The organism is Burkholderia sp. AU31652 (assembly GCF_002223155.1).
Lineage (GTDB): Bacteria > Pseudomonadota > Gammaproteobacteria > Burkholderiales > Burkholderiaceae > Burkholderia.
Window position 1 is genome coordinate 1 of record NZ_NKFG01000004.1, and the last position, 15,238, is coordinate 15,238.

Here is a 15,238-nt window from a genome sequence, read left to right on the forward strand (position 1 = left end):
ACACTACATCGTTGCGACTGCGGGGTTCAACTTCCAGGCCAGTGGCGCGCTCCAGACTCCAGCACACCACCCGCCTTGCTTCCCTTCTCCCGCGCCGCGTTTCCGTTAGCGCGAAAGAGGCGTGATTGTAGGTAGCTCGCGACATTCGCGCAAGGGGTTTGAAGCAACTTTTTTACAAAAGCTGCAATTCGGCCAGCCGGCCATGTGTCGGCACGAGACCGCTTATGGTGCAAAGAACGGACTAGAATGTGAGGCTCTTCGCCTCTTTCTATATACGTCTTTAATATGCGCCAGCGAATCGCCAAACGCCTCCCCCCCGATGCCGACAAACTGGTCGGCCTGTCGCTTGCGCTCTTCGCCTCGGGCAGCCGCATCGAGGACCGCTTCTGGGAAGCGAAGCTCGATGCGCTGCTCTCCAAGATTGTCCGCAACGGCAACCAGACCACGCTCGACGCAGCGCTCGACCATCTGCAGCAGAATCATCCCGACGCCTATGGCGCGCTCGCCGACATGGCCGAGACGCACAGCGAGTCGATGGTGATCGAGCACGACGGCCAACCGTTCGATGCGCTGCTGGTCGCCGTCCCGGTTCTCGCATGGACGCGCTACATGATTCCGTCGGGCCCGCTCAAGGGCGACGTTGCCGACGCACTTCGAACGCACCTGCAGGCGCACGTCCTTGCGAACGGTACCCTCGTCGGGCTTGCCCCGTTCCTCTACAGCATCGACCAGTTGCCGCGACACCACGTCGAGACCTACCGGCTCGCCCAGCAGCTCGCGCATGGGGCGATCAGCCAGCACACGCCCAAGCTCAGCTTCGGCGACCTGCCCGAAACCTCGCCGATCCTCGCCGACCCGCGCTTCCTGCTCGCCGTCGTTGCGGCCCCCGCCGGCGCACCGCTGTTCCGCTGGCAGGAAGAAGAAAACGGCAGCCGGATCGAACGCGGCCAGTGCCTCGAGCAATGGACGGCCCAAGGTGGCCCGAACCTGTCGATCGCGCTGCCCGGCTGCGAATTCGAATGCCTGCTTCCGGACGCGTACTACTCGGCCTGCCGGGATGCGGACGAACGGATACGTCCACATACGGTCCGAACGGCCATTCGTTATCTATTCGACACACTTGGTGCAGCGCCGCAAGAGCTCCGCGCGGTGGTCGCCGGCTTCGGCGAACGCCGTATCGACGAGTACCGTGTCGGCTTCACGCGGCGTGCCAGCAACGACGTAATCTACGGCGTCGTATGGCCGCTTTACGGCCGTGAAAACGGCGACATGTCGATCGACAGTGCGACGCTCGAAGGCGAAGCGCCGATCGAAGGCCCGGTCGAGGAAATCGTGAGTCTGCTGAAGGAATGCGGCGTAACCGACGTCCGGCGGCACGCGGGCCGCTTCGAACCTGAATATTGCGATGACTGCGGCGTGCCGCTCTACGCAGATCCGCTCGGCGAAATCGTCCACGCTGAAATGCCGGAAGACGCGTCACCCGCCCAGCCGCACTTCCACTAATCCGCAGCACAGCAGGCCCGACGGCCTGCCCACCTGAAGCCGCTCACGGTTCCCGCCGGAGCGGCTTTTTACTTGTCTGTCCTCCCGTCGCCCGAAATTTCATACTTTTCCTAAGCCTTTCAGCCAAGCAGACATCGTGTAAGGTCTTTGTCATTATCAGACCCAAGGCATGCCAGACGGCAGATCAATGGCTCACATTACGGAGGTTGAATATGCGGTTCCTGATGCTCAATTCAGACGCCGAGCGGCGTGACGGACTGAAGGCCCTGTTGCGACAGATCGACCGTCACGCCGGCATCAACGATGTGCCCGACAGTTTTCAGGCGCGCAGGCTGCTGCGCAACCAGCGTTTCGACCTGGTCGCGATCGACTGGCTCGACGTCGGCCGGCTCAGCGAGCTTCAGGCGCTCTGCAGCGCGTGCTCGCCGACACCCGTCGCCGTCCTGGTCGACGAAACTTCGCCCGAAGCAATCCAGCGCTTCTTCAACTACGGTGTCGCCGGCGTGATCCCGCATTCCACGCGGCCACACCTGATCGTGCGTGCGCTCGAGATCGTGCTGCTGGGCGGACACTACATTCCGCCGATCGCGCTGCGCCTGCTGCCTTCCGCTGCTGCGGCGCGCTACGATGCCCATTTCCAGACGCTCGCCGGGTCGCTTCCCCGGCGGCCGCCGAGCGGCCTCCTGTCGCCGCGGCAAGCGCAGATCATGCGCTTCGTCCACATGGGCAGCACCAACAAGATGATCGCTCGCACACTCGGCATCAGCGAAGGCACTGTCAAGATCCACCTCGCCAGCATCTTCCAGCAGCTCGGTGCCGCCAACCGGGCCGCCGCGGTCGCAATCTACAACGGCTGGCTGTCGCCCCATCTCGAGGTGCTGTTGGCGAACCGCAGTCGTGCGCGCAAGCCGCCCATCGGCGAACAGAGCCCGGTTCCGCTGCGTACGCAACGGAGTAACCGCCCGTACCCGTTGCCGGCCTCGATCGATAGCGCGCAGGACCTGCCGATCGCCGCCGAGCCGCCAGCGCGGTTCCGGCGCGAACGCTAGTTAAACAGTCTCGATATTGCGACGGTCGGTGTGTGCGGATTCCCACCTTTGATGCTCAACGAGTAATATGGACGCATGGGTTTTCTTTTCACACCGCTTCCGCTCTGGGTTGGCATCGGTGGCTGGATCGCCGCCGTGGCCCTGCTCGCGCTCGCGATCTGGAATCGTCCCTTCGTGCGCCTGCAGGACGCCACGCTCCAGCACGTGTGGCTCGCGCTCGTCACCGCCATTGCGGTCCTCTGGGCCTCGAATGCGTGGCTCGACGATGGCATCGTCATGCATCTGCTTGGCGCGACGCTGCTCGTCACGCTGTTCGACTGGACACTCGCACTGATCGCGATGGGCGCCGTCACGGCGGTCGCCGCGATCATCTTCGATGCGCCCTGGCAGGGCATTGGCCTGACCTATCTGATCTACGGCGCGCTGCCGGTCGCCGTGTCGGCATTGCTGCAGCGCGCCGCACTCGCATGGTTGCCGCACAATCTCGCGTCGTTCATTACCGGCCAGGGATTCCTGTCGCCCGCCATCGCGATCATCGCGGTTGCCGCTGCCGCTGCCGGGGTCCAGCTCGCGCTCGCGGATGGCGTTCCCGTCGTGATTCCGGCCGGCTATCTGCTGAACACCGCGCTGCTCGCACTCGGCGAAGCGTGGTTCACCGGCATGGCGACCGCACTCATCGCTGTCTATCGTCCCGCGTGGGTCACGACCTTCGACGTCCGGCGCTATCGTCTCGGCGGCCCGCGCGCCTGAATTGCCCTCCGGCGGCGGCGCCGTCATCACGCGCCGGCCTCCCCTCCCTCAGTACGGCAGAATGCGACATCTACTGCCGCACAACTTTTTTACGCTAAGATTGAACTCCGGTTCTTCATCGGGCATCTATACGTGCCCGATGTCTCATTCGCTCCTCACCAATAACCAGATGGACAGCTCTCCTGCGTCGCTCCGGATTTTCCGGGCGCTCGGCAAGCTGGCAGCCTGTATTGCGGGCCTGTCGCTTGCGCTTCCGACACCGGCATTCGCCGATCTGCTCGACCAGCGCTCCGAACTGATCAACAAATTCGTCAACGAAATGCATGCCGATCCGCTCGCCGCCGATTGTGCAGCGCACGGCAGCTTCATCGCCAGCACGTCGTCGGCCTTCGACCGCGTCGACTTCGCGCCGAACGCATTCGACAGCGGCAACGCGACGATCACGCCATGGAACGACTCGTTCGACCAGGGCAAGCAGCGCGTGAAGGTCGACAATATCGTCACGGTCGACGGCCTCGGCATCCACAGCGACGGCAGCGACGCGACGCCGCTGAAATTCCGATGCGGCTATGTCGGTCAGCAGATGCTCGCGTTCAGCTGGAACGACCCGGTTCCGCCGCTTAAGCCGCGCGTCGAGCGCTCCTCGTCCTCGACGAAGAAATTCAAGGGCAAGTCGCACCGAGGCAAGGGCAAGGCAAAGGCATCGGGCCGTACCGGCAGCAAGAAGGCCGTCGCAACGAAAAAGTCGAGCGGCCAGAAGAAGGTCGTGAAGAAGACCGCGAAGAAGTCCTGATCCGCCGAAGCGGCATCCACAGAAATAAAAAAGCCGGGGCATCCTGAGATGCCCCGGCTTTTTCATACGGCGACGCTACGCTTACGCGAACGTGTCGACGTGCACCAGGATCGCCGCCAGCATCGCTGCGCCGAGCGCCGCGCTTCGCTCGCCGTTCCAGCCGACGCGTTCGTCGGGCAGGTTCGCGTTGTCCTTGAACGGCATCTCGAGCGTCAGCGACAGACAGCCGAACTGATGGCCGATGTACTTCGACGCGAGCTTGAGCGCGTCCTCCTTGTACTTGCTCGCGGCATAGCCGTGCTCAGTCTGGAAGTCCGGGCTCGCGACCTTGAACGCTTCGATGAACGCGGTCTGCTCCTTGCCCTGCTGCTCGGTGAAGCTCGGCAGCATCTCGGACCCGGCAACGAACACATACGGCAGATCCTCGTCGCCGTGGATGTCGAAAAACATGTCGCAGCCGATCGCATGGATTGCATCGCGCACGGCCAGCACCTCGGGACTGCGCTCGGCATCGGGCGCCATCCACTCGCGGTTCAGGTTCGCGCCTGCGGCATTGGTGCGCAGGTTGCCATGCACGCTCCCGTCCGGGTTCATGTTCGGGACGATATAGAACGTCGCACGATCGTACAGCTTGCGCGCGACCGGATCGCCGGCCCAGTCGCCCCATCCGGCCAGCCGCTTGACGAGACCTTCGACGAACCATTCGGCCATCGACTCGCCGGGATGCTGGCGCGCGATGATCCACACCTTCTTCTTCGGCACGCCATCCGTTTCCGGCGTACCGAGCGTCAGCAGCGACATCGGGCGACCTTCAACCGTGCGGCCGAGTTCGACGACGCTCGCCTGCGGCAACTGCTGAACCGCGCCGAGAAACGCCGCGTGACGCTCTTCCGAGTACGGCTCGAAATACGCGTAGTAGATGCTGTCGAATTCCGGCGTATGGTCGATGGTCATCGTCTTGCCGTCGAACGTCGTCGGCACGCGGAACCAGTCGACCCGGTCATAGCTCGCCACCGCGCTGTAATTGCGCCAGCCCGACGGATACGCGCATTCGGCAGCATTCTCGAACGTCATCACGCAGCGCTCGCCGCGCACGCCTGTCAAGCGGTAGTAAAACCATTGCGCGAATTCCGAGTGGGTGTCGCCGCGCACGCGCAGCCGAATCGCATCGGGACTGTCGCACGACACGACGTCGATTGCGCCTGCGTCGAAATTGCTGGTGATCGAAAGGGCCATCTGTCTCTCCTGGGGCGACCGGAACAGGCGGTGTAGCGCTTGCCCGGCCTCATGCATGCGCCGGCCGTCTCGTGAACGGCCGGCAGGGTCACTCGCCGACTCGCCGGCGATATACGTAAGTCGAATCGTTCGACGCCGCCGCATCGAACGCATAGCCTTCCGTCGCGAAATCCTTCAGCGCCTTCGGGTCGGCAATACGGTTCTCGACGATAAAGCGCGCCATCAGACCGCGCGCACGCTTCGCATGGAAGCTGATGATCTTGTAGCGGCCGCCCTTCCAGTCCTCGAACACCGGTGTGATGACCGGTGCGGCCAGCAGTTTCGGCTTGACCGACTTGAAGTATTCGGTCGACGCGCAGTTGACCAGCACGCGCGCCGCACCGCTGCGCGTTTCGAGCTGTTCGTTCAGCGCCCGCGTGATGCGGTCGCCCCAGAACGCGTAAAGATCCTTGCCGCGCGCGTTCGCGAAGCGCGTACCCATCTCAAGCCGGTACGGCTGCAGCAGGTCGAGCGGACGCAGCAGTCCGTACAGGCCCGACAGCACGCGCACGTGCTGCTGCGCATAGTCGAGATCGGCGGACGACAGCGATTTCGCGTCGAAACCTTCATAGACGTCGCCGTTGAACGCGAGCACGGCCTGCTTCGCATTGGCGGGCGTAAAGGTCGACGACCAGTCGGCGTAGCGCTGGAAATTCAGGCGCGCGAGTGGATCGGAGATATCCATCAGCGTTGCGATGTCCTGCGGCGACAGCTTGCGCAGGCCGTCGATCAGCTCGGACGCGTCGTCGACGAATGCAGGCTTCGTGTAAGACTGGACGTGCGCGGGCGTATCGTAGTCGAGGGATTTGGCTGGAGAGAGAACGATTATCATAGAGGCTCGCTGGCACGCCGTGCCTTGCGGTCAGACGAAAACCACCGATTGTAACGAATGACCCGCTCTCTCGCCCCGCACGCCGCGCACCGCGTCGTGCTCGACTCGAACGTCTGGATCGACATCCTCGTATTCGACGACCCCGCTACGCGCCCGATCCGGGCTGCGCTGGAAAGCGGCGCGCTTGCCGCCGTGATCGACGGCCGCTGCCTGACCGAGCTCGAATACGTGCTCGACTATCCGCAGTTCCAGTCGCGCGCCATCGACAAGGCGGCCGCACTCGCGACCGTCGCCCGGCTGGCGAGCCTCGTCGAGCCGCCGCCCGTCGACGCCGGCGCGCCGCCGCTGCCGAAGTGCAAGGACCGCGACGACCAGAAGTTTCTCGAACTCGCCCGCGCCGCGCAGGCCGAGTGGCTCGTGTCGAAAGACCGCGCGCTGCTGAAGCTCGCGAAGCGCACCGCACGCGACTTCGGCTTCCGGATCGCGCAGCCCGCGCCATTTACCGAGGCCTGCTCGCTCGACGCCGCGCCGGACACGACGACCACGCCGGCCTGACCTACGCCGCACCACCCGATTTCGACCGTATCGATGAACGCTCCTTCAGACATGCCAACGACTCCCGTTTTCCCCTCGCGCCTGCCGAACGTCGGCACGACGATCTTCACGGTCATGAGCGCGCTTGCCGCAGAAAAAGGCGCGGTGAACCTCGGCCAGGGCTTTCCGGATTTCGACTGCGATCCGCGCATCGTCGATGCGGTTGCCGCCGCGATGCGCAACGGGCACAACCAGTATCCGCCGATGGCCGGTGTCGCGCCGCTGCGCGACGCGATCGCGGACAAGATCGAGCAGGTCTATGGCCGGCGTTACGATCCGGCGACCGAAATCACCGTCACGGCCGGCGCGACGCAGGCGTTGCTGACCGCGATCATGTGCACGGTGCACCCGGGTGATGAAGTGATCGTCGTCGAACCGACCTACGACAGCTACCTGCCGTCGATCGAACTCGCGGGCGGCAAGCCCGTGTTCGTCACGCTGGAAGCGCCCGACTACGCGATCCCGTTCGACCGCCTGGCGGCCGCGATCACGCCGAAAACGCGCATGATCCTGATCAACACGCCGCACAACCCAACGGGTACCGTGTGGCGCGAGTCGGACATGCGCAAGCTCGAGGAGATCGTGCGCGGCACCAACGTGCTGATCCTGTCCGACGAGGTCTACGAGCACATGGTCTATGACGGCGCGCGCCACGAGAGCGTCGCGCGCTATCCGGAACTCGCCGCGCGCAGCTTCATCGTGTCGAGCTTCGGCAAGACCTATCACGTGACGGGCTGGAAGGTCGGCTATGTCGCAGCGCCTGCCGCGCTGACCGCGGAATTCCGCAAGGTCCACCAGTTCAATGTGTTCACGGTGAACACGCCGATGCAGATCGGGCTCGCCGACTACCTGCGCGACCCGGCGCCGTACCTGACGCTTGCCGACTTCTACCAGAAGAAGCGCGACTTCTTCCGGGCCGGACTCGAGCGCACGCGCTTCAAGCTGCTGCCCTGCACGGGCACGTACTTCCAGTGCGTCGATTATTCGGCGATCAGCGACCTGCCGGAAGCGGAATTCTCGAAGTGGCTCACGTCGGAGATCGGCGTGGCCGCCATTCCGGTGTCGGCGTTCTATCACGAGCCGCACGAATCGGGCGTCGTCCGATTCTGCTTCGCGAAGCAGGAAAGCACGCTCGCGTCCGCGCTCGAACGGCTCGCCCGCCTGTAAGACCCACACGGGCGGTCGCACACCGCCCTGCGGGAACCGCGCTTACGAGCGCGCGACGCTCGTCGCGTCGATATACGCCTTGCGCTCGGCCGCCACGCGCTGCGCGGCAGGGCGCTCGCCCACCTTCTTCGCATGCGCCTTCCAGTCGATGCCTGCATCGAGCAGGAAATCGCGCCCGAATACGGCTTTCGTCGCCATGCCGATGACCGGCAGATGGACCCACGCGGCGATGTCCGCGAGACCGAACGACTCGCCGAGCACATACGGCGAAAACTGCGTCATCTGCTTGAATCCGTCGATCGCGCGCGGCAGGCGCTTCTCGACGTGCGCCTTCATCCCGTCGCTGACCTTGCCGCCGAAAAACGCTTCGGTGTAAACCTCGCGCGCCACCCATTCGAGATAAAGTTCAAGCGTCTCGATCAGTTCGCGCACCTTCGCGGCCGCGAACGGGCTCGCCGGGAAAATGCCTTTTTCGGGATAGCGCGCCGCCAGGTACTCGATGATCACCTGCGACTCGAACAGCGCCCCTTCTTCGGTCTTCAGAAAGGGAATCTTGCCGAGCGGCGAATCGGCGAGCTGCGCCGGATCGCTGACCGGCAATCCGCATACCGACTCCTCGAACGGAATGTCGTGCTCGAGCAGGACGAACTTCACCTTGTTGTAATAGTTGGACAACGGAATACCGCACAGCTGTAGCATCGGAGTCTCCTTCCTTGCTGAAGCGCGGCCGCATCGATGCCGGCCGCACCGGGATTCATCGCGCTGAAAAGCACGTTCGTGCTAGTCTAAAGCAAGTTTTGCGTCTGCCGCGACAACAATACCTCTGCTGCGACATCGTCCGCATCAGCACGCGCCATGTGTCCGCTGCCGCAGCCCTGCTATCCGATGGAGACACGCTCGCATGAGTGCTGAACTGCTGGCCTCGCGTCCGCCCGAGAGCGAATCGACGCTCGTCCTCACGCTATCCAACCCCGGCGCGCGCAATGCGCTGCATCCCGACATGTACGCGGCCGGCATCGAAGCGCTCGCCACCGCCGAACGGGATCCCGGGATTCGCGCGGTCGTACTCACCGGCGCCGATCGCTTCTTCTGCGCGGGCGGCAATTTGAACCGGCTGCTCGACAACCGCTCGAAGGATCCGTCCTACCAGGCCGACAGCATCGATCAGCTCGCCGCCTGGGTCACGGCGATCCACGCTTCGACGAAGCCGGTGATCGCAGCGGTGGAAGGCGCCGCGGCCGGCGCGGGCTTCTCGCTCGCGCTCGCGTGCGACCTGATCGTCGCCGCGCACGACGCGAAGTTCGTGATGTCATACGCGCGTGTCGGCCTGACGCCCGATGGAGGCGGTTCGTGGTTCATCGCCCGCGCGCTGCCGCGTGCGATCGCGGCCGAGATCCTGTTCGAAGGCAAGCCTGTTGCAGCCGAACGTCTGCACACGCTCGGCGTCGTCAACCGGCTCGCCGTGCCCGGCGCGGCACTGACCGATGCACTGGCATGGGCCGATGCGCTCGCCGGCATCTCGCCGAACGCACTCACGCGCATCAAGTCGCTGCTCGACGACGCGACGACGCAACCGCTCGACGCGCATCTCGCCACGGAGCGCGATCATTTCGTCGCATCGCTGCATCATGCGGACGGGCTCGAAGGCATCACCGCATTTCTCGAGAAACGCCAACCCCGCTACAAACGCTGAACCGTCGCGCCCGCTTTCGGATGGACGCGTCGCCACCGCATCGACCCGATGTTGCACGGCGACGCCCCCAATCTCGACGACTCGGAACGACAAGCGATCGCCCCCGACACCATGCAGCTCGACGCGCGCACGACTGCGCATACGCATCGGCGCGCACGGTTCCGTCGCCAGCAGCCCGCATCGATCCATGCTCTAATGACCGCCTGTCGCGGCGCTGCCGGCGCCGTTTTCGCGCATGCAACAAAGGAGTTCACGATGATCGACGTCTATAGCTGGGCGACCCCGAACGGCCACAAGGTGCACATCATGCTCGAGGAGACGGGCCTCGCTTATCGCGCCCATCCGGTCGATATCGGCGCGGGCGACCAGTTCAAGCCGGACTTCCTGAAGATCAGCCCGAACAACAAGATCCCCGCGATCGTCGATCCGGACGGCCCCGGCGGCCAGCCGATCTCGCTGTTCGAATCGGGCGCGATCCTGATCTACCTCGCCGAGAAGACCGGCAAGTTCCTGCCGACCGATCCGGCCGCACGCTATGCGACGCTCGAATGGCTGATGTTCCAGATGGGCGGTGTCGGCCCGATGCTCGGGCAGGCGCACCACTTCCGCCTGTATGCGCCGGAGAAGATCGAGTATGCGGTCAACCGCTACACGAACGAGGCGAAGCGGCTGTACAACGTGATGGACAAGCGGCTCGGCGAATCCGAATATCTCGCGGGCGACGCGTACACGATCGCGGACATTGCGACGTTCCCGTGGACGCGCTCGTGGCAGAACCAGGGCATCGTGCTCGACGAATTGCCGAACGTGAAGCGCTGGCACGACGCGATCGCCGCGCGACCGGCCGTGCAACGCGGTGTCGAAGTGCTCGCGTCGATGCGCAAGGCGCTGCAGGACGACAAGGCACGCGAGGTGCTGTTCGGTGCGACGCAATACGCGAAGCACTGACACGCATGTGACGGGCGGAGCGGCATCCGTACATGCCGCTCCCCGCTTCAGAAGTAATGCAGCGTGATGAATTCGGCCGCGCAGACGGGCAGCGGCACATCGGGACGCTCGACCTGCATCGTCACCGACCACGTTACCTGCACACCGTCCCGCGCAGCCTCGGCGGCTTCCTTTACCGCAAACAGCGCACGCACACGCGCACCGACCGGCACCGGCTTCAGGAACCGCACGCGGTTCAGTCCGTAGTTCACCCCCATCTTCTGCTCGAAACGCATCGCATCGGCCATCAACGCCGGAATCAGCGACAGCGTCAGGAACCCGTGCGCGATCGGGCCGCCGAATGGCGACTCGCGCCGCGCGCGGTCGGGATCGACGTGAATCCATTGATGATCGCCGGTCGCATCGGCAAAGCCATCGACACGACGCTGGTCGATCGCGATCCAGCCGCTCGCGAGCGGCTCCGCGCCGACTCGCGCCTGCAGCGCCTGCGCCGATGCGATCAGCGGCAAGGTCACGTCGGTCATGCCTGCGTGCCTCCCGGATGGCGCAGCCCGAAGATCACCTTGGTATGCACGGTGATCACCGTCTCGCCGGCGCCGTTCACGCCGACCCATTCCGTCGACACGATGCCGCGATCGGGCTTGCTCTCCGATACGCGTTTGTCGTGGACCTTCTGATACATCGTGATCGTGTCGCCCGCGCGCACCGGCTTGAGCCAGCGGATCGAATCGATGCCCGGCGAGCCCATGCTCGTCGAGTCCGACCCGAGCTTCTTGATGAGCAGGCTCATGAACACCGAACACGTATGCCAGCCGCTCGCGACGAGCCCGCCGAAATGCGATGCTTTTCCCGCTTCTTCGTCAAGGTGGAACGGCTGCGGGTCATAGCGTTGTGCGAACGCCTTGATGTCGTCCGGTTCGAACGTGTAGCGGCCCACTTCGGTGGTACTGCCGACCACCAGGTCTTCGTAACTGATGCCCACTCGGTGTCTCCTTGTCTGGTGCGCTCGCGCGTCGCCGTCATGCTGCGTCGGTCTGCGCGAAATCGGGCAGCGCCGCGATGCGGGCAAGATGATGATCGGTGTCGCCGAGCGTCGTCTCGATGATCGTCAGCCGCTTGAACAAGTGTGCGGCGGCGACCTCGTTGGTCACGCCCATGCCGCCGTGCAGCTGGACGGCCTGCTGGCCGACGAAGCGCGCGGCGGCGCCGACACGCGCCTTCGCGGCCGACACGGCCTTGCGCCGCGCATCGGCATCGCCGCTCGCGTAGCGTACGGCTGCCAGATAGGTCAGCGAACGCGCCTGCTCGGCATGGATCAGCATGTCGACCATCCGGTGCTGCAGCGCCTGGAAACGCGCGATCGGCACGCCGAACTGTTCGCGCGTCTTCGTGTATTCGACCGTCGCGCGATTCAGTTCGTCGAGCACGCCGACCGCTTCCGCGCACAGCAGGAACGTCGCGTAGTCGGCAACCTGCTCGAGGGCCGCAGCGTCGCGCGCACCGCCCGTCAGCAGTCGCGCCGGCGTTTCATTGAACCCGATCGTCGCGGCACGCTGGCCGTCGATCGTCCGGTAGTCGACCACCTTCACGGTCGCGGCATCCCGCTCGACGACGAAGAGGCCGATGCCGCCACCGTCGACGCGTGCGGGCACGATCCACGCATCCGACTGTGCGCCATGCTGAACGACCGACTTCGTGCCGGTCAGCCGGTACGTGCCGCCCTGCTCGCGCGCATGCGTGTCGAGTTCGAACAGGTCGTAGCGCGCATGCGGTTCGTGGAATGCGACTGCCACACGCTTTTGCCCCTGCGCGACGGCTTCCAGCAGCGCCGCATCCTCACCCGCGCCGGAACCGGCAATGCGCAAGGCCTCGACGCCCACCGCCGTTGCCCAGTACGGCTCGATCACGAGCGCACGGCCGAGTTCCTGCATCACGACCAGCATGTCGACCGGGCCGCCGCCGAAGCCACCCTGCGCGTCCGGCACGGGCAGCGCGGTCAACCCCAGTTCGGCGAACGCGCTCCATTGCGTGTCCGACACACCCGCATCGCTGCGCACGATTGCCTGGCGCGCTTCGAAGCCGTATTGCTCGCCGAGATAACGGCGCAGCGCGTCGGCAAACTGCTGCTGCTCATCGGTAAAGCTGAAATCCATGGTTGTCTCCGTTCCCTGATCACAGCCCCAGAATCATCTGCGCGATGATGTTCTTCTGGATCTCGTTCGAGCCGCCGTAGATCGACGTCTTCCGATAATTGAAGTAGTACGCGGCAAGCGGTGCCGCATCGTCGTCGCCCGCGATGCTGTGCTCGCGCTGGCCGTCGAGGAACGGTACGTCGAACGGTGCGGCGAGCGGGCCGATCGCGTCGACCATCAGCTCGGTGAGCGCCTGCTGCACTTCCGTGCCCTTGATCTTCAGCATCGACGCCTCGGGGCCGGGCCCCTTGCCGCTCGTCTCGCGGCTGACGACGCGCAGCACCGTCACCTCCAGCGCCATCAGCTCGACCTCGAGCGCAGCGACCTTCGCGGCGAACACGGGATCGGCGAGCAACGGCTTGCCGTTCTTGCGCTGGTTCGACGCCACACGCTTCAGGAACGCGAGCTCGCGCTTCGACCCGCCGACGCGCGCGATGCCGGTGCGCTCATGGCCAAGCAGGTATTTCGCGTAGGTCCAGCCGCGGTTCTCGTCGCCGACGAGATTCTCGACCGGCACCTTCACGTCCTCGAAGAACACCTCGTTGACCTCGTGGTCCTCGTCGAGCATGACGATCGGGCGCACCGTGATGCCGGGCGTCTTCATGTCGATCAGCAGGAACGAGATGCCCTCCTGCTTCTTCGCGGCCGGATCGGTACGCACGAGGCAGAACATCATGTCGGCGTACTGGCCGAGCGTCGTCCAGGTCTTCTGGCCATTGACGACGTAGTGGTCGCCCTGGCGCTCCGCGCGCGTGCGCAACGATGCGAGGTCGGACCCCGACCCCGGCTCCGAATAGCCCTGGCACCACCAGTCCGAGCCGTCGAGAATGCGCGGCAGATAATGACGTTTCTGCGCTTCGCTGCCGTATTTCATCAGCACTGGCGCGACCATCGATACGCCGAACGGCAGCACGGTCGGCGCACCGATCCGCGCGCACTCCTCGTCCCAGATGTGTCGTTGCGTCGAGTTCCAGCCCGGGCCGCCGTATTCGACGGGCCATGCGGGCGCAGACCAGCCGCGCTGACCGAGAATCCGGTGCCAGCTCGCGAAATCCTCGCGATCGAGTCGTTTGTGATCGAGTACCTTGGCGCGCAGTGCGTGAGGCAGGTTGGCCTCGAGCCAGGCGCGGACGTCGACGCGGAACGCGTCGTCCGAGGGGGAATAATCCAGATCCATGCGCAGTGTCTCCTGTCGACCGGAGTTAGCGCTTCAGCGGTTAGTCCGGTCCCATGCAAGGCTGTCCGCAGCCGTCCGGCCCGGCAAGGACCCACTGCATATGTCTATTGCAGCGGTTCTTTGAGCGCGACAGGAATCGGCAGCGGCATCACGTCGATGCCTTCTTCGGCCAAGGATTGCGCATCTTCGGGCGTCGTGACGCCACGAATGCTGCGTGCCGGCGCCTCGTTGTAATGGATGCGCCGCGCTTCCTCAGCGAAGCGCTCGCCCACATTCTCGGTTTTCTCCAGCACCTCGCGCAGCGCACGCATCACCTGCGCCTGCAGTGCACGCGAATCGACCGGCTGGGCCTGCGTCGCGCCCGACAGGTTCAGGCGCGGCGCCGACGGCAGACGGTTGACCTCGGTCGTTCCGCACACCGGACATTCGACCAGCTTGCGGGACAACTGCGCTTCGAATTCATCGGCGGAAGCGAACCAGCCTTCGAACCGATGACCGTGCGGGCACTGTAAATCGAGGACCTTCATGCTGAATCAGGGCGTGTGGCGAGTGTAGCGCAAAAAGCGGTTTTGTGAACGGTCGTGCTAAATATCGATCGCGCGACGGCGTGGCGCCGCGTCACCGGATTGTAACGCGGCGCCCCACCCGCCGCTGACCCCGCGCTCAGGGCGTCAGGACCGGCCCGAGCGGCCACGTGCCGGACAGCACCTTGTCGAGCCACATCGTGCCGATGATCGTCTTCACGTCGGAGATCTGGCCCGTGCGCACCCATTCCTGCAGGTCGGCCTGCGTCGCAATGAAGGTCTCGAGGAATTCGCCTTCATCGAGCTTGCGCTCGCCGGCCGTCAGCCCGCGCGCCAGGTACAGGTCGATGAATTCGGTCGAATAGGAAATGATCGGGTGAATCCGGGCAAGGAACACGTACTCGCGTGCGGTGTAGCCGGTTTCCTCGCGCAGTTCGCGCACCGCGCATGCAAGCGCGCCTTCGTTCGGATCGAGCTTGCCGGCCGGGAATTCGGCCATCACCTTGCCGATCGGGTAGCGATACTGGCTTTCCATCAGCACGCGGCCGTCGTCGAACAGCGGGATCACCATCACCGCGCCCGGATGCTGGACGTATTCGCGCGTGGCTTTCTTGCCATCCGGCAGACGGACGGTATCGCGCTTGAGCTTGAGGAACGCGCCTTCGAAGATCGCCTCGCTTTCGAGGCAGGTTTCGGTCAGTGCGGCGTCGTGATTGGGTAGTTCGGCCATCGGCGGCTCCA

At 64.7% G+C, this 15,238-nt stretch carries 17 protein-coding genes; 8 read left to right on the top strand and 9 right to left on the bottom strand.

The features are described from left to right. The first annotated feature begins 285 nt into the window (after positions 1-285). From CFB40_RS12300 to CFB40_RS12315, 4 genes are all read left to right on the top strand, one after another. The gene (locus tag CFB40_RS12300) at positions 286-1,503 is read left to right on the top strand and encodes a DUF2863 family protein (protein ID WP_089431468.1); all 1,218 of its coding nucleotides are present in this window, start codon (positions 286-288) and stop codon (positions 1,501-1,503) included. A gap of 212 nt (positions 1,504-1,715) precedes the next feature. Further along, entirely contained in the window at positions 1,716-2,552 is an 837-nt protein-coding gene (locus tag CFB40_RS12305; RefSeq protein WP_089431470.1) for a response regulator transcription factor, read from the top strand. A 75-nt stretch (positions 2,553-2,627) separates the two neighbouring features. Further along, positions 2,628-3,302: an energy-coupling factor ABC transporter permease gene (locus CFB40_RS12310; RefSeq protein WP_072440675.1), complete on the top strand. Its 675-nt coding sequence runs from the start codon at positions 2,628-2,630 to the stop codon at positions 3,300-3,302. Positions 3,303-3,441: 139 nt separating this feature from the next. Continuing rightward, on the top strand, positions 3,442-4,095 hold the full coding sequence (locus CFB40_RS12315) for a BspC domain-containing protein (protein WP_089425964.1): 654 nt from the start codon (positions 3,442-3,444) through the stop codon (positions 4,093-4,095). A gap of 81 nt (positions 4,096-4,176) precedes the next feature. Here CFB40_RS12315 and CFB40_RS12320 read toward each other — a convergent pair whose 3' ends face one another. Together CFB40_RS12320 and yaaA are read right to left on the bottom strand one after the other, a co-directional pair. Next, entirely contained in the window at positions 4,177-5,331 is a 1,155-nt protein-coding gene (locus CFB40_RS12320; protein ID WP_089431472.1) for a M14 family metallopeptidase, read from the bottom strand. A gap of 88 nt (positions 5,332-5,419) precedes the next feature. Continuing rightward, positions 5,420-6,202 carry a peroxide stress protein YaaA gene (yaaA, locus tag CFB40_RS12325; protein WP_089425966.1) on the bottom strand — a complete coding sequence of 261 codons (783 nt, stop codon included), beginning with the start codon at positions 6,200-6,202 and terminating at the stop codon, positions 5,420-5,422. Positions 6,203-6,259: 57 nt separating this feature from the next. Here yaaA and CFB40_RS12330 point away from each other — a divergent pair, with 57 nt between their 5' ends. Both CFB40_RS12330 and CFB40_RS12335 read left to right on the top strand, forming a co-directional pair. After that, positions 6,260-6,757 carry a putative toxin-antitoxin system toxin component, PIN family gene (locus tag CFB40_RS12330; protein ID WP_089431474.1) on the top strand — a complete coding sequence of 166 codons (498 nt, stop codon included), beginning with the start codon at positions 6,260-6,262 and terminating at the stop codon, positions 6,755-6,757. 33 nt (positions 6,758-6,790) lie between these two features. After that, entirely contained in the window at positions 6,791-7,963 is a 1,173-nt protein-coding gene (locus CFB40_RS12335; RefSeq protein ID WP_089431476.1) for a pyridoxal phosphate-dependent aminotransferase, read from the top strand. A 42-nt stretch (positions 7,964-8,005) separates the two neighbouring features. On the opposite strand, the gene CFB40_RS12340 is transcribed toward CFB40_RS12335, so the two are convergent. Continuing rightward, the gene (locus CFB40_RS12340) at positions 8,006-8,662 is read right to left on the bottom strand and encodes a glutathione S-transferase family protein (protein WP_089431477.1); all 657 of its coding nucleotides are present in this window, start codon (positions 8,660-8,662) and stop codon (positions 8,006-8,008) included. 202 nt (positions 8,663-8,864) lie between these two features. Between CFB40_RS12340 and CFB40_RS12345 the strand changes: the two genes are divergently transcribed. Continuing rightward, positions 8,865-9,656, top strand: a complete 792-nt coding sequence (locus tag CFB40_RS12345) for an oxepin-CoA hydrolase, alternative type (RefSeq protein ID WP_089425970.1) — start codon at positions 8,865-8,867, stop codon at positions 9,654-9,656. Between the two features lie 255 nt (positions 9,657-9,911). Further along, on the top strand, positions 9,912-10,604 hold the full coding sequence (locus CFB40_RS12350; protein ID WP_089431872.1) for a glutathione binding-like protein: 693 nt from the start codon (positions 9,912-9,914) through the stop codon (positions 10,602-10,604). Between the two features lie 47 nt (positions 10,605-10,651). Here the strand turns inward: CFB40_RS12350 and CFB40_RS12355 are convergent, their stop codons facing one another. The 6 genes from CFB40_RS12355 to CFB40_RS12380 form a co-directional block, all read right to left on the bottom strand. Then, complete coding sequence (locus tag CFB40_RS12355) at positions 10,652-11,128, bottom strand: MaoC family dehydratase (protein ID WP_089425971.1); 477 nt, start codon at positions 11,126-11,128, stop codon at positions 10,652-10,654. Next, entirely contained in the window at positions 11,125-11,586 is a 462-nt protein-coding gene (locus CFB40_RS12360; RefSeq protein ID WP_089425972.1) for a MaoC family dehydratase, read from the bottom strand. The genes CFB40_RS12355 and CFB40_RS12360 overlap by 4 nt, the downstream gene beginning before the upstream one ends. A gap of 37 nt (positions 11,587-11,623) precedes the next feature. Next, positions 11,624-12,757, bottom strand: a complete 1,134-nt coding sequence (locus tag CFB40_RS12365; protein WP_089425973.1) for an acyl-CoA dehydrogenase family protein — start codon at positions 12,755-12,757, stop codon at positions 11,624-11,626. Positions 12,758-12,776: 19 nt separating this feature from the next. Further along, positions 12,777-13,973, bottom strand: a complete 1,197-nt coding sequence (locus tag CFB40_RS12370) for an acyl-CoA dehydrogenase family protein (RefSeq protein WP_089431479.1) — start codon at positions 13,971-13,973, stop codon at positions 12,777-12,779. Positions 13,974-14,077: 104 nt separating this feature from the next. Next, positions 14,078-14,500: a DUF1178 family protein gene (locus CFB40_RS12375; protein WP_089431481.1), complete on the bottom strand. Its 423-nt coding sequence runs from the start codon at positions 14,498-14,500 to the stop codon at positions 14,078-14,080. A gap of 136 nt (positions 14,501-14,636) precedes the next feature. Further along, the gene (locus tag CFB40_RS12380) at positions 14,637-15,227 is read right to left on the bottom strand and encodes an NUDIX domain-containing protein (RefSeq protein ID WP_089425976.1); all 591 of its coding nucleotides are present in this window, start codon (positions 15,225-15,227) and stop codon (positions 14,637-14,639) included. Positions 15,228-15,238 lie beyond the last annotated feature (11 nt).

Excerpts from the sequence above, each read along its gene's own strand:
- CFB40_RS12300 (WP_089431468.1), top strand. The coding sequence starts at position 286 with ATGCGCCAGCGAATCGCCAAACGCCTCCCCCCCGATGCCGACAAACTG.
- CFB40_RS12305 (WP_089431470.1), top strand. The coding sequence starts at position 1,716 with ATGCGGTTCCTGATGCTCAATTCAGACGCCGAGCGGCGTGACGGACTG.
- CFB40_RS12310 (WP_072440675.1), top strand. The coding sequence starts at position 2,628 with ATGGGTTTTCTTTTCACACCGCTTCCGCTCTGGGTTGGCATCGGTGGC.
- CFB40_RS12315 (WP_089425964.1), top strand. The coding sequence starts at position 3,442 with ATGTCTCATTCGCTCCTCACCAATAACCAGATGGACAGCTCTCCTGCG.
- CFB40_RS12320 (WP_089431472.1), bottom strand. The coding sequence starts at position 5,331 with ATGGCCCTTTCGATCACCAGCAATTTCGACGCAGGCGCAATCGACGTC.
- yaaA (WP_089425966.1), bottom strand. The coding sequence starts at position 6,202 with ATGATAATCGTTCTCTCTCCAGCCAAATCCCTCGACTACGATACGCCC.
- CFB40_RS12330 (WP_089431474.1), top strand. The coding sequence starts at position 6,260 with ATGACCCGCTCTCTCGCCCCGCACGCCGCGCACCGCGTCGTGCTCGAC.
- CFB40_RS12335 (WP_089431476.1), top strand. The coding sequence starts at position 6,791 with ATGAACGCTCCTTCAGACATGCCAACGACTCCCGTTTTCCCCTCGCGC.
- CFB40_RS12340 (WP_089431477.1), bottom strand. The coding sequence starts at position 8,662 with ATGCTACAGCTGTGCGGTATTCCGTTGTCCAACTATTACAACAAGGTG.
- CFB40_RS12345 (WP_089425970.1), top strand. The coding sequence starts at position 8,865 with ATGAGTGCTGAACTGCTGGCCTCGCGTCCGCCCGAGAGCGAATCGACG.
- CFB40_RS12350 (WP_089431872.1), top strand. The coding sequence starts at position 9,912 with ATGATCGACGTCTATAGCTGGGCGACCCCGAACGGCCACAAGGTGCAC.
- CFB40_RS12355 (WP_089425971.1), bottom strand. The coding sequence starts at position 11,128 with ATGACCGACGTGACCTTGCCGCTGATCGCATCGGCGCAGGCGCTGCAG.
- CFB40_RS12365 (WP_089425973.1), bottom strand. The coding sequence starts at position 12,757 with ATGGATTTCAGCTTTACCGATGAGCAGCAGCAGTTTGCCGACGCGCTG.
- CFB40_RS12370 (WP_089431479.1), bottom strand. The coding sequence starts at position 13,973 with ATGGATCTGGATTATTCCCCCTCGGACGACGCGTTCCGCGTCGACGTC.
- CFB40_RS12375 (WP_089431481.1), bottom strand. The coding sequence starts at position 14,500 with ATGAAGGTCCTCGATTTACAGTGCCCGCACGGTCATCGGTTCGAAGGC.
- CFB40_RS12380 (WP_089425976.1), bottom strand. The coding sequence starts at position 15,227 with ATGGCCGAACTACCCAATCACGACGCCGCACTGACCGAAACCTGCCTC.